The 13,376-nt window shown below is 47.2% G+C and carries 9 protein-coding genes; 6 read left to right on the forward strand and 3 right to left on the reverse strand.

From position 1 onward, the window contains the following. Nucleotides 1-3 precede the first annotated feature (3 nt). Together OEU88_RS13570 and OEU88_RS13575 are read left to right on the forward strand one after the other, a co-directional pair. The gene (locus OEU88_RS13570) at nucleotides 4-285 is read left to right on the forward strand and encodes a DUF2160 domain-containing protein (protein WP_262695742.1); all 282 of its coding nucleotides are present in this window, start codon (nucleotides 4-6) and stop codon (nucleotides 283-285) included. A 96-nt stretch (nucleotides 286-381) separates the two neighbouring features. Continuing rightward, entirely contained in the window at nucleotides 382-2,064 is a 1,683-nt protein-coding gene (locus tag OEU88_RS13575) for an ABC transporter substrate-binding protein (protein WP_394805274.1), read from the forward strand. Between the two features lie 63 nt (nucleotides 2,065-2,127). Here the strand turns inward: OEU88_RS13575 and OEU88_RS13580 are convergent, their stop codons facing one another. The 3 genes from OEU88_RS13580 to OEU88_RS13590 are packed head-to-tail and all read right to left on the reverse strand — an operon-like array spanning nucleotide 2,128 to nucleotide 5,916. Next, nucleotides 2,128-3,132 carry a HupE/UreJ family protein gene (locus OEU88_RS13580; protein WP_262695744.1) on the reverse strand — a complete coding sequence of 335 codons (1,005 nt, stop codon included), beginning with the start codon at nucleotides 3,130-3,132 and terminating at the stop codon, nucleotides 2,128-2,130. A gap of 2 nt (nucleotides 3,133-3,134) precedes the next feature. After that, nucleotides 3,135-4,013: a peptidylprolyl isomerase gene (locus tag OEU88_RS13585; RefSeq protein WP_262695745.1), complete on the reverse strand. Its 879-nt coding sequence runs from the start codon at nucleotides 4,011-4,013 to the stop codon at nucleotides 3,135-3,137. 28 nt (nucleotides 4,014-4,041) lie between these two features. Next, nucleotides 4,042-5,916, reverse strand: coding sequence for a DUF3604 domain-containing protein (locus tag OEU88_RS13590; protein WP_262695746.1), 1,875 nt, complete (start codon nucleotides 5,914-5,916; stop codon nucleotides 4,042-4,044). Between the two features lie 279 nt (nucleotides 5,917-6,195). Here OEU88_RS13590 and OEU88_RS13595 point away from each other — a divergent pair, with 279 nt between their 5' ends. The 4 genes from OEU88_RS13595 (at nucleotide 6,196) to OEU88_RS13610 (ending at nucleotide 13,357) form a co-directional block, all read left to right on the forward strand. Next, a complete protein-coding gene (locus OEU88_RS13595; protein ID WP_262695747.1) occupies nucleotides 6,196-8,367 on the forward strand; it encodes a M3 family metallopeptidase in 2,172 nt (723 codons plus the stop codon). A gap of 143 nt (nucleotides 8,368-8,510) precedes the next feature. Next, complete coding sequence (locus OEU88_RS13600; protein ID WP_262695748.1) at nucleotides 8,511-10,226, forward strand: amidohydrolase; 1,716 nt, start codon at nucleotides 8,511-8,513, stop codon at nucleotides 10,224-10,226. A gap of 415 nt (nucleotides 10,227-10,641) precedes the next feature. Next, nucleotides 10,642-12,270 carry an amidase gene (locus OEU88_RS13605; RefSeq protein ID WP_449543913.1) on the forward strand — a complete coding sequence of 543 codons (1,629 nt, stop codon included), beginning with the start codon at nucleotides 10,642-10,644 and terminating at the stop codon, nucleotides 12,268-12,270. Next, nucleotides 12,263-13,357, forward strand: a complete 1,095-nt coding sequence (locus tag OEU88_RS13610; RefSeq protein WP_262695750.1) for a YncE family protein — start codon at nucleotides 12,263-12,265, stop codon at nucleotides 13,355-13,357. Before OEU88_RS13605 ends, OEU88_RS13610 begins: the two co-directional genes overlap by 8 nt. The last annotated feature ends 19 nt before the right edge of the window (nucleotides 13,358-13,376 follow it).

Here is a 13,376-nt window from a genome sequence, read left to right on the forward strand (position 1 = left end):
GATATGGATTTAGCGTGGATGGGATGGACACCTTTTACTGCTACATTCTTCAGCGTCATCGCATGCCTTTTAGTTGTCATGATGGTTTGGGAAAAGTTGTCGCCGGGTGGTGCACCGCGGTTTGGTATGCTCAGGTTTGAGACAACACGCGGTGATCGTTTGTTTGTAACTCTGCTAAGCAGTGCCTTCATCCATTTAGGTTGGTTGTTCTTCGGCGGTACAGACCTGTGGTGGGCGCTGGGACTGTCAGTGCTTTATGCCCTTGCAGTTTTTCGCTGGGTTTAGCTACACTTGGCACTAAGTCATCTATTGTATTTGTTTTGGGTAAATTCTGGGGAGAGACCATTGAAAGCGTTACTTAAAGCCACTGTTTCCGCGCTAGTGTTGTTATTGGCAACGCCCTCAACAGCAGATGAAGCTGCAGTAAAGAAGTGGGCTGCTGAAGAATTTCAACCTTCAACGCTGTCCAACACCGAGCAAATGGCTGAACTTGCGTGGTTTATCAAAGCTGCAGAGCCATTTCGGGGCATGGAAATCAATGTAGTTTCTGAAACGCTGACAACCCACGAATATGAAGCCAAAGTGTTGGCGCAGGCTTTCTTTGAAATCACCGGTATTAAGGTTAATCATGATCTTATCGGTGAGGGAGATGTAGTTGAGAAACTGCAAACCCAAATGCAATCTGGCCGTAACATATATGATGCCTATATCAATGATAGCGATCTGATTGGCACGCACACACGTTACCAGCAGGTGCGCAACCTGACGGATTGGATGGTTGGCGAAGGTGCGTCCGTTACGTCGCCTACTTTGGACATTGAAGATTTTATTGGCAGATCTTTCACAACCGGTTCTGACGGCAAGCTATACCAACTGCCTGATCAGCAGTTCGCCAATCTTTATTGGTTCCGGTATGACTGGTTCACAAATCCTGACCTTAAAGTGCAGTTTAAAGCCAAGTATGGTTACGACCTCGGTGTGCCAGTCAATTGGTCTGCGTACGAAGATATTGCTAATTTCTTTACCAATGATGTGAAAGAAATCGACGGTGAGACTGTATACGGTCACATGGATTACGGGAAAAAAGACCCATCACTTGGCTGGCGTTTCACTGATGCGTGGCTTTCAATGGCAGGCGCAGGCGATAAGGGCTTGCCAAACGGTACACCTGTGGACGAGTGGGGTATTCGTGTTGACGGTTGTAGCCCTGTTGGTTCAAGCGTTGCGCGTGGTGGTGCCACAAACGGGCCAGCTGCTGTTTATTCTGTTGAAAAATACATTGATTGGCTGAAGAAGTATGCGCCGCCTACTGCAGGCGGTATGACCTTTAGCGAAGCTGGCCCAGTACCGGCACAAGGAGCGATTGCACAGCAAATATTCTGGTACACGGCGTTTACAGCAGACATGGTTAAGCCGGGCATTGCTGTGATGGACGGTGAAAAGCCCAAGTGGCGCATGGCACCATCTCCGCGCGGTGCTTATTACGAAGAAGGCATGAAGCTAGGTTATCAGGACACAGGTGCATGGACGTTGATGAAGTCTACACCAACCAAACGCGCTCAGGCGGCTTGGCTTTATGCACAGTTTACGGTATCAAAAACCGTGTCTTTGAAGAAAAGCCATGTGGGGCTCACGTTCATTCGCGAGAGCGATATATGGGATGACAGCATGACAGAACGTGCTGCATCTCTTGGTGGCCTTGTGGAATTTTATCGTTCTAATTCTCGGGTGTTGTGGACGCCGACAGGTAATAATGTACCGGATTACCCGAGGCTTGCGCAGTTGTGGTGGCAAGATATCGGCGATGCAATTTCTGGAGAGAAAACACCGCAAGCGGCGATGGACAGTCTTGCAAATGCGCAGGATCGTATCTTGCGCCGGCTTGAACGCGCAGGTGTGCAGGATGTTTGTGGACCCAAGCTTAATCAACCGCGTGACCCGGAATACTGGCTTAATCAACCAGGTTCTCCGAAACCCAAGCTTTCTAATGAGAAACCTCAAGGTGTCACTGTTGATTATGATGAGCTTATTAAGGAATGGGCTGCGATACCACGCCCTGAGTAGGCGCGGTTTGCACATTCAATGAACAATCTAAAAGGCTGTGCTTCACGAAAGTACAGCCTTTTATTATGCCCAGATGCCAATAACGCGCTCAACAGTCCAGTAACCAGCCATAAGACCTGCGGGGTAAATCGCAAGTCGCCCTAGCGTTTCAAGAGAAGGCGCTGTCTGAACTGTATTCAACACGGGTCGTGCAATCGCATAAAGCGCAAACAGCACAAGCACAAAAAGCGCCTGACCAAGTTCAACACCGATATTGAAAAATGCCAGCGCCTGTAACTGCAAAGTTTGCGGTAATCCTACTTCTGCCAGTGCGCCGCCAAAGCCAAATCCATGCAGTAGGCCAAAGCCAGTTGCGATTACGGTCGGGTGTCGGTGTGTTAAGGTTTGCTTGTTACCTGACGCTTTCTCTGTCGCGAGGATTAGCACACTGAACGCAATTAGTGGTTCCACAAAAGTTGGCGGCAATGACCACTGTGCCAGTGCTGACATGCCCAGTGTGATCGAATGTCCTAAGGTGAAGCCGGTTATGGCAATCAAGGTGCGTTTGAATTGTCCAACAAGCAAAACGAGGCAGAATACGAACAGCAGATGATCATAACCTTCAAGGATATGTTCAAACCCGGATGACGTATATTGTCCTGCAATCCGCGCAAACGTTTCGTTTTCAGGTAAAGTGATAAGCCTATCTTCGGGGCCAGCCATAATGCTGTATTCACTACCATTCGCGCGACGATAGAGAACGAGCGTCGATAAAACGGGATTGATGCCTTTGTAAGATAGCGAGATTTTTAGAGCATCGTTGTTTTGCTGGCAATTATATATCTTTGAACCGCTAAGCGTGGGCCTTTCTAATCCGGCTATTTGCTGACACGCCTGATTAGCTATAGCAATTGTCGGTTCATTTCCCGAGACTAAGACTGGTGGAATTTTCCATCTGATAGATTGCGTGCCGTCATTACTCTCCGTTACTTCAACATAGATAGGGCGCCCCTCATGCGTGAAAGCTTCAGATGATAGTGCAGCCAAGAATAGCAATGCGGTCAAAGTTTTTGTCAGAATATGCATCATTACTATTTATCCGTAGCGTATTGTACGGTGTATTTTTGTGCCACTTTCTCAAATGCTGCGCGCCGAACAGCATCGCGGCGTTCTCTTAGCAAGTCACTTTGCACTTGATCTGTAATTTCCGAGAGTTCTGGAATTTGAGCAGCTTTAACGCCGCGCACCATTATGAGGTGTAACCCATATTCAGATTGCAGAGGTCCAAGCCATGTATCAAAAGCTTTTGGGTTAAATATCTCAGCAGCTGTGGTTTCACCAAAATGGGTTTTGATCATGCGTTCCGGTCGATTGACATAATTTTTAAGAAAGTAAAATCGATCACCGTATTTGCCTGCATCTTCAAAGGGCACATTGTTGGTTTGTAATGTTTCTAATGCTTTTGTGGCTTTTGTTGTGGCTTCTGCAAGCGTTTGCTCATTCGTGTTGAAAAAGACATGGGTAAATGTAGCTTCGGCATCTGTGGTGTAAGTTACTTTGTTAGCATCAAAATAGGCTGCCAGTTCCATTTCTGAAATAGATTGATCTGGCTCAGCAAAGCCCTGAAAGATAAAGTCCATCTTTTGAATAAGGCGTTGATCAATTACATCGTCGTTTTGATCCAGGCCAAGCGCAAGTGCCTCGCGCACCATGATCTCATCGCGAATGTATTCGTTTTCCAGTTGCTGTCTTGTCTTTTCATTGAGGCCATCAAGGATACGGCGCGCTTGATCTGTATCAAACGCTTTATCTTGATATTGCAGGTATGTGAGTAAGCGCCCCTCATCAAGATAGATAAAGAGCGGATCATCTTCGGCGCCTTCGTCGGGTGCGAATAATGATAGTGCTGCATACAGCAATGCGCCGCCCAGCACGAATTGCAAAAGAGGTTCTTTAAAGAGTTTAGTCATCGTTTTGCCTGCTATTTGTAACCTACCGTTAGGGCGTATACCAAATTGCAGATGTATATGCACGCTCCTGTTGCACAGGTGGGCCTTCTTTTGGTGGCTCTTCTTGTAGAGCGATGGAATCCAGCAGCGAATGCCGGGCAGTCGGCACTTGTAGTACACGCACATAATAGAAGGCGCGTTGGTCTGCATTAAATTCAGGGTCCTGCCATAAGCTGATCAGTTCGGGTGCCCCTACGTCTTGTGTTAAGCGGCCCGTTTTGCGGTCAACGACATCAGCAACAGGTCCCAAAGTACCATCTTCGCCGATGCTCCGATCAGACGACCAGGCCACATCATAGATTTTCTCGTGGTTTATTCCGTCCGCGTCTAACCAACCTTTGATGACTTGTACGCGGTCAAGATTTGCACCCATCGGATCTTTGACCGCGTGGATCAGGAATTGAGGTATGGCATCGGGGTTTGTTGGGCGAACGATATCGCCGCCCATTGGCACGCCGTCACGGTAACCAATTTCAGCAAGGTTTGTTCTTTGTTCGTTTAGTGTGCTGAAGTCCCACCCTGCAAAAAAACGTACGCGCATACGTGGTCCGGTGGTTGCGTATACTTCGCGGCGTTTGAACGCGTTAAATATGGCAGTTCGGTTATTTTCTTCCGCCCACACGGCTGCCAAACCTTGTGCCGCCATGTTCCAGCCATTAACAGTGCGACCAATACCAAAAGAGCCTTTGTTTTCTGGAATGCTATCGCGTGCCATCTTTCCCCAAAAGTTGTCTTCATCCGCAGAAGCAATGCCACTGTGACTGTCTGTTGAGCCAATAACACCGAACTTGAACGGATTAACACCGATGTTTTCTTCAATTTTCAGGCCTGTGCCGAGAGCGGGCCTTACAAAGTCTGCTTTGGTCGCTGTATATTCGTTGCCGCCACTTTTCTGGATGTAGAAACTATATTGTTCAAAGTCGGCGAATTCGTCATTTGGAGAAAGGGATGGATGTGTTTCGCTGTCCCCCTTAATCTGTGTGATTTCTACTACTGGTTCCCAGCGTAGGCGTGTCTCAGCGTATGCAGGTGTCATGGGTTCACCCTTCAGGTTAGTTTCCTGAAACATGTACCCTTTGGAAATGTTTGAATTATGCGGGATTGAAACGAAATCCGCCCCGGTGCGTGTTGACGTATCATCGAGCCATTGCCACAGATCTTGAGGATATTGGCTATCATCTGAACCATATGGTTGAAACATTTTGGCGGTTTTGCCGTTTGTTGGCGAGAAGACAATACGGTGCAAGTTGGCCCCTGTTGGCAGCGAACTCCATTCCCACCCTATGAAACTCGTGAATGTACCGGGTTTATTGTGCCTTTCTGCAGCGTCAACGATTTCGTCCCACGCAATTTTTTCCATGGCGTTTGTATCGCCGAATGCACGGCCTGGTAAAGCGTTGTTGGGGTCTTGTACAGGGTCGCCGCCCGGGTTTTTTGCAGCATCAGGTAGCAATGTTAGAAAGACTTCTCCTGCGGTGCCGTCTTCAATTTTTGAGTTGAGAACGCGGACGGTAAACCATCTTTTTATACTGTCCCAAACGCTCATCTCCGGCAGTTCTGCTGTGCCAGCGTTAATGGAACGGATAACGCCCATTAGCTCTGCGTGGTCAGCCACAACAAGGAAATCCAGCGGGCGTGCTAGCTGTACCCGTGCCCGGTTGTAAGGATGAATAACGGGCTGCCCTTTGGCCCAACGATAAGCAGTGTCCGGGTCGGCAGTTTTGTTGCCGTTCATGAAAGCATCAAATGAATAAGATGTATGTAGGTGGGTGTCGCCCCAATATACATTAGTTGGTTCGTCTTGAGCGAATGCTGTAGTGGCGCTGGCAAAAACGACGGACACTAAAAGACTACGCTTCATCATTGTACTTTCCCCATTTATTCACCCTCTATGAATATCGGTAAATACCAAATATTTTCCAATAAACATTAATGATGAACATTAATTCAGGTGTTTCTCTTTGTGTCAAGATATCTGCGCCTATCAGGCGTTGTTGGGTGTAGTTATTAACGAAATGCGTTTTGAACGTTTCGACGTGCGCTATTGGGAATTCGTCGCATTTTCTTTTCACGGTTGCCAAACAATCAATAGAAACCAATAGTGCGTGATAAAAGGGCATTAGTTTACATTAGGGAGGTTTCTATGACTCATGGTTTCATGAAAACGGTTAGTATGGTGGCATTGCTAATAACAGCAGCGTGTTCAGAAGATAACGCGACAAATACATCAACAAACGAAACACCGGCCATTACTGATGCAGGAACGACAGACAACGTTCTGCTAACTGAATGGCAAGGCCCCTACGGCGGTGTTCCTGCATTTGATAAAATGAATATTGCTGACCTTAAAGGCGCCCTTGAAGCAGGGATGGAAAAGAACCTGTCTGAAATTGAAGCAATTGCTAACAATCCTGCTGCTCCGACGTTTGATAATACAATTGCTGCTATGGAAAAAGCAGGAAGCGATCTTGGGCGGGTTTTCACATACTGGGGTATTTGGCGTTCAAATAAATCTTCCCCGGAATTTCGTGCTGTTCAACAGGAAATGGCGCCAAAAATCTCGGCATTTAGCTCAAAAATTACCCAAAATGACAAATTATTTGCGCGTATTAAGGCGATATATGAAGGCAGTGAGATGCAATCATTGTCACCAGAACAGCAGCGACTTGTTTGGTTAACCTATGACGGTTTCGCAAGTTTTGGCGCAACGCTGACAGGTGAAGCCAAGGAGCGCTATGCGGCGATCAATCAGGAACTAGCCGGTTTACACACTCAATTTGCCAACAACGTACTGCATGATGAAGAAGAGTACGCAATTTACTTCGATGATGCAGAAGCCAGCGGTTTATCTGAAACCTTCTTAGCCGCAGCGGCTGCTGCCGCAGAAGCCAAGCCCGGCCCGGGTAAATACGCTGTTCGAAATACACGTTCGGCCATGGATCCATTTCTGACATACTCGGATAACCGTGAACTGAGGTTTCATGTTTGGGATATGTATTATAGTCGCGGCGATCACGGCGATGAGTATGACAATAATGCAATTATTGCCAAAATTCTAAAGCTGCGCCACGAGCGTGTGCAATTACTCGGGTATGAAAACTATGCAGCGTGGCGGCTGCAGAACCGTATGGCGAAAACACCGGACCAGGCGATTGGCCTGATGGAAGCTGTTTGGCCTTCTGCTGTGGCACGTGTAGCACAAGAAGTTGCTGATATGCAGGCGATTGCGGATAGTGAAGGCGCAGATATCAAAATTGAGCCTTGGGATTATCGCTATTATGCAGAGAAAGTGCGTAAGGCGAAATATGATCTGAACTCCGATGAAGTTAAGCAATATCTTGAGCTTAATAAACTCACTGAGGCCATGTTCTTTGTCGCTGGCGAGTTATTTAATTTTAATTTCACGCCTGTGCCCGAAGGCACTGTTCCGGTTTTTCATGAAGATGTGAAAGTTTGGGAAGTTACAGATAAAACGTCAGGCGCTCATATCGGTCTTTGGTATCTTGATCCATTTGCCCGGCAAGGTAAGCGTTCTGGTGCATGGGCAACTGCATATCGCAGCCATGAAACATTTGATGGTAAAGCCACGGTTCTTTCTTCGAACAATTCAAACTTTGTGAAACCTGCCGAAGGGCAGCCGTTGTTAGTGTCTTGGGATGATGCCAGCACTTTCTTCCACGAGTTTGGACATGCATTGCACGCGTTATCATCGAACGTTGAATATCCAACCTTAAACAGCGGTGTACGTGACTATACCGAATTTCAATCACAGCTTTTAGAACGTTGGCTCTCTACTGATGCGGTGATCGACAGCTATTTGCTGCATCACGAAACTGGTGAGCCAATGCCTGCTGAACTGATTGCCAAGATTAAAGCGGCCGATACCTTTAACCAAGGGTTTGCAACTACGGAGTATTTAGCATCAGCGTTAGTTGATATGAGGTTTCACACGACAGACCCGGAAGGCATAGACCCTGACGCGTTTGAGCGTGAAACACTGGCCGACCTTGGTATGCCGTCTGAGCTTGTTATGCGTCACCGTTCCCCTCATTTTGGGCATATCTTCTCCGGTGAAGGATACTCAGCTGGATATTACAGTTATATGTGGGCTGATGTACTGACGTCTGATGCAGCTGAAGCATTTGCTGAAGCGCCAGGCGGTTTCTATGACAAAGCAGTTGCCAAGAAGCTGGTTGATAACCTGTTTGCAATTCGTAATGCCAAGGATCCTGCCGATGCATATCGTGCTTTCAGAGGGCGTGATGTGCGTATCGAGGCATTAATGAGAGATCGTGGTTTTGCCAGCGAAGACTAGAATTTGATCGCAGAAATCATAAGGCTGACCTGCCTTCATTGGTGGGTTAGCTTTATAGTTTCTTCTTTTGCTCAATGTACTGACCCTTGACGCGGTTGCCGCTGAAGACCATCCTGCCAAACTGGAATTGGGAAGGTTAGCGTATGCGTAATGTTGGATTGTCTGCATTAATTGGGATTTGCATTCTTTTTTTTGTGTCTTTTGCTCCTGCCGCTAATGAACCACTAACCATCTATACAGCCAAGTCAGTAATAACAATGAATCCCTCACAGCCACGCGCGACAGCTGTTGCTGTAACCGAAGGCCGTATTGTGGCTGTGGGTAGCCTGGAGACGCTGCAATCATGGATGGATGCGCGTTCGCACATTATCGATAATCGTTTTGCTGATAAAATTATTATGCCGGGGTTAATTGATAACCATCTGCACCCTTTTCTGGCGGCGATTGTATTAAACACAGAATGGATTACGCCGCAGCCCTGGAATTTGCTCGGTCGTGAAACGGCACCGGTAAGAACTGAAGGTGCATATAAAGCAGCTCTGAGTAATGCAGTGGACAGTATGCCAGCGGGTGATGGTCCTTTCATTACGTGGGGATATCATGAGTTATGGCACGGTAAGGTAAGGCGTGTTGACCTTGATGCAATATCTTCAACACGACCAATCATTATCATGCAGCGTTCCTTCCATGAGATTGTTGCTAATACTGCAGGTCTCAGATGGATGGGCTTTGATCCTGGTGAAGAAGCGGATCATCAGGATGTTGACCTTAAAACTGGTTTCTTTTCCGAGATGGGGCTCGATCTCGCTCTTGGTCGCATGGTGCCATATTTCTTTGAGCCAACTCGTTTGACAAGAGGTCTTAATCAGCTACGTGCGTTTGTTCATTATGGTGGCATTACTACAATCGGTGATATGGGAGTTGGCGGTTATCTTGGCTTGGAAAAAGAGGCCGGATTGTACAATCAGATGTTTGGCAATGAACAAACGCCGTTTCGCATGTTGCTGGTTCCTGCGCCAGGTTTGATGGCTAACCCGCCAACTATTCAGGATGTGGATATATTTTCTGGCGCGTCAACACAGCAAATACGTGTAGGTCGACATGTAAAGTTTCTGGCAGACGGAGGTTTCTTTGCCCAAAATATGCGGATGAATTTTCCGGGCTATACGGACGGACATGAAGGCAAATGGATGACAGAACCGTCAAAGCTTTATGAAGCGATTAAGCCTTATTGGAACAGTGGTTATCAGGTTCATGTACATGTCAACGGTGATGAAGGGATGGATGCAGTACTGAATATATTGGCGCGACTGCTTGATGAAAAACCGCGATTTGATCACCGTTTTACATTGCATCATGTCGGGTTTGCGACAAATGAACAAATTACACGTGCAGCAAGACTGGGTGTGTTGATTTCTGCGCAGCCCAATTATTTGTGGGCGCTTGGTGATATGTATGCACGCCATGGAATGGGGACTGACCGTGCTGCGCAAATGTCCAGATTAGGAGCAATGGTCAGGGCAGGTATACCGACATCGTTGCATTCAGACTTTACCATGGCACCTGCTGCACCGCTTACATTGGCATGGATTGCTGCAAACCGCATAACAGCAGAAGGTACGTTGATGGCGCCGGAAGAGCGCTTATCTGTGCATCAGGCGTTAAAGGCAGTAACCATTGATGCTGCATTTGCCATGCAGATGGAAGATGAGGTTGGCAGTATTGCTGCAGGTAAGCGAGCTGACTTTACCGTTTTGGAACAAGACCCGTTTGTTATGCCTGCGTCTAACCTGAAGGAAATTGCTATTTGGGGTACTGTGTTTGAAGGTCGGATTTACCCGCTTCAGGGGCAAAAGTAGCTTTAATAAAATTAATCAGTGAGCAGCCTGCTCGGGAAAGAGGGGCCGCTCACTGATTTTGGGTGGTCGTTCCGTTTGCGACTTGCCTTGGGGCCAATCGCTTAAATTCTGTGTGCCTCTCGGCTACAAAATGGTTATCGCTCAAAGTTGCGTTGATGTCGTGTAATGCTTTGTCATAAAATGTATCAAATTGTATCAAGTGGAAATTAGGCAGTTATATCTGGTTTCATTTGTAACAAAACTTGAGTGACACACGTGCTTTACAAAGTGTTGCTACACGGCATAAAGTCAGCTGGCTTGTGGGGGCAGGGGCTGGCGAACTATATGTCGATAATGTCCTCACAATTGAAGAATGCCTATTGGGGGGCATTCTGTGAAAAAGAAATTTGCAAAGGGTTGCCTCGTGAAACGTTTAATGATTGCTGCTTGGGCTGCGGTTCCACTGATTGCCTGTTCACCACAGTCTAATAATAATGATTCTGCTACAACACAGACAGAACAAGTCGCTGAAACACCAAACTATGTGCCGCATGGTTGGTTAGCTAAAACGCTTCCTGAAATTGCTGCAGGCATTAAAGCGGGTGAAGTAACATCCGAGGAGTTGGTGCAATCTTATATCGCACGTATCAACCGTGTTGATTGGGATGGTCCGACGCTGCAATCCGTTTTGTCGCTTAATCCAAATGCGCTTGCTGATGCCCGTGCGGCTGATGCAAAACGTGTGAGAGGCGAAACTCTTGGCTTATTGCACGGCGTTCCTATCCTGCTTAAAGACAACATCGAATCTAAAGACCTTGTGGCCACAACGGCTGGTGCTCTTGCACTCAAAGACAATATTACCGGTCGTGACAGTCCATTAGTGGCAGGTTTGCGTGATGCTGGTGCAATCATTCTGGGTAAGGCTAATCTAAGCCAGTGGGCTAACTTTCGCTCAAACGATTCGATGAGTGGCTGGACTGCGCTTGGTGGTCAGGTACGTAATCCGCATATGCTTGACCGTAACCCTTGTGGTTCCAGTTCTGGTTCTGGGGCCGGGGCTGCGGCATCAATGGCGGCGGGGACTGTTGGCACTGAAACCAATGGTTCTGTGATCTGCCCATCGAATGCGAATGGTATTGTTGGCTTCAAGCCAACTGTTGGTTTGGTTTCGCAGCAATATATTGTGCCGATTTCGTCGTCGCAAGACACGGCTGGTCCGATGACAAAATCTGTGACTGGTGCGGCGATGATGCTGAATGCGATGGCAACTGGTGATGCAAAAACAGATTATGTCGCTGCACTTGATGTAGACATGTTGCGTGGTAAGCGCGTTGGTGTGCTGCGTTATTCGCAAGGCCGAAATAACGATGTGATCGAGAAATTTAATGCTGCACTGAAAGTTCTTGAAGATGCAGGCGCCGTATTGGTGGAAATTGATGAGCGTCCAGAGTTCCCAAGTGATTTTGGTACGTCAGCACTCAATGTTTTGTATTACGAGTTTAAATCAACACTTAATGAGTATCTGGCAGACACGCCTGATACGGTTAAGACACGCACACTGTCGGACGTTATTGCGTTTAATCTTGATAATGCCGATGTTGAGCTTGCTCTCTATGATCAAAGTATTTTCGATGCCTCAGAAGAAACGACTGATCTGAATGATCCGGTTTACACTAAGGCGCGCGATAGTATTCAGGCGGCAACGCGTGCTGGCGGCATAGACAAGCTGCTGGCAGATAATAACGTTGATATTCTCGTGGCACCAACAGGCGCCCCGTCATCGCGTATTGACCCTATCAACGGTGATGTTTGGCCGCCTTTCCCGGGCGCGGGCTCAATGGCTGCAATTGCGGGTTATCCACATATCACTGTACCTGCCGGCACCATTCATAACCTGTCAGTTGGTTTCTCTTTCATTGGCGCTAAAGACGAAGATGCCAAGGTTCTGTCATATGGTTATGCTTATGAACAACTAACAAACCTTAGGGCGGAACCACAATATCTGAATAGTGCTGAAGACCTTCCTGATGTCGCTGCTGCGATGCGAAGGAAAAACTTTGATTAATACAGCAATCGGAAGCGCTGGTTTGCTAGCTCTCTCAAAAGTAATGGTGCTGGCTTATGCCGGCACCATGTCTGTGTCTGCTGATGAGCAGATTGATACGTGCGAGGATGAAGGTGCAGTAACTTATATCTGCGATGTGCGTAACGTTGAAGATCTTATCAGGATAGAAGGTACTGATTGGATACTTGCGGGAAGCTTGCCAGAACGAGGACAAACCGCTGGCGGATTTTATCTGATTAATAGCAAAGATAGTTCTTTTTCAACGATAGTTCCTGAATGGAATAATGCGCCATCTAATAGGTATGCTGCGTGTCCTTCTTCGCCTGATCCGGCACAGTTTCTAGTGCACGGTATTAACATTCGTTATGGCAATGACGGTGTTCATCAACTGTATGTGGTTAATCACGGTGAACGCGAATCTATTGAAATGTTTGACCTTGATGCGACCACTATAAAACCAACATTAACATGGTCGGGTTGCGTGATTGCACCTGAAGATGCTTCATTGAATTCGGTTGCTTATTTGCCTGCTGGTGGTTTTGCCACAACCAGCATCACAACACGTACTGACCCAGATAGTTTTAAAAAACTGATCGCGGGGAAGCCTAGTGGTTTCGTTTTGGAATGGCAGCCTGCTGAAGGTTGGAAACGCCTGCCCAATAGTGAGTTTTCCGGTAACAACGGCATTGAAGTATCAAAGGACGGGCGGTTTCTATACATCGCTGGTTGGGCGGATAATACACTGCGGGTATTGACGCGGGATACGTATGACGTTCGCACAATAGACTTGGGCAACTTACAGCCAGACAATATTCGTTATGCACCTGACGGTGATCTGTTGATTGCAGGGCAGGTTGTTGAGAGCAAGCAGGCTATTTTTGACTGCATTCGCTCCGAAGTTGAGGTTTGCTCGTTTGATTATCAGGTAGCAAAATTTAACCCTCGGACACTAGAGATAAAAACGGTTGTCGATGAGGAAGCCTCGGATTTGTTTGGTGGTGCAACGACAGCTATTCAGATTGGTGACACGGCGTGGATAGGCACGTTTCGCGGCACCAGAATTGCTAAGGCGCGCATGATAAAGTGAAGCAAATTTATTAATCAAA

Origin of the sequence: Kordiimonas aquimaris, from assembly GCF_025574485.1 — a bacterium.
GTDB classification, from domain to species: Bacteria; Pseudomonadota; Alphaproteobacteria; order Sphingomonadales; family Kordiimonadaceae; genus Kordiimonas; species Kordiimonas aquimaris.

What these genes read in the sequence shown, in the direction of transcription:
- OEU88_RS13570 (WP_262695742.1), top strand. Translation starts at nt 4, where the DNA reads ATGGATTTAGCGTGGATGGGATGGACACCTTTTACTGCTACATTCTTC.
- OEU88_RS13590 (WP_262695746.1), bottom strand. Translation starts at nt 5,916, where the DNA reads ATGATGAAGCGTAGTCTTTTAGTGTCCGTCGTTTTTGCCAGCGCCACT.
- OEU88_RS13605 (WP_449543913.1), top strand. Translation starts at nt 10,642, where the DNA reads ATGATTGCTGCTTGGGCTGCGGTTCCACTGATTGCCTGTTCACCACAG.
- OEU88_RS13585 (WP_262695745.1), bottom strand. Translation starts at nt 4,013, where the DNA reads ATGACTAAACTCTTTAAAGAACCTCTTTTGCAATTCGTGCTGGGCGGC.
- OEU88_RS13600 (WP_262695748.1), top strand. Translation starts at nt 8,511, where the DNA reads ATGCGTAATGTTGGATTGTCTGCATTAATTGGGATTTGCATTCTTTTT.
- OEU88_RS13595 (WP_262695747.1), top strand. Translation starts at nt 6,196, where the DNA reads ATGACTCATGGTTTCATGAAAACGGTTAGTATGGTGGCATTGCTAATA.
- OEU88_RS13580 (WP_262695744.1), bottom strand. Translation starts at nt 3,132, where the DNA reads ATGATGCATATTCTGACAAAAACTTTGACCGCATTGCTATTCTTGGCT.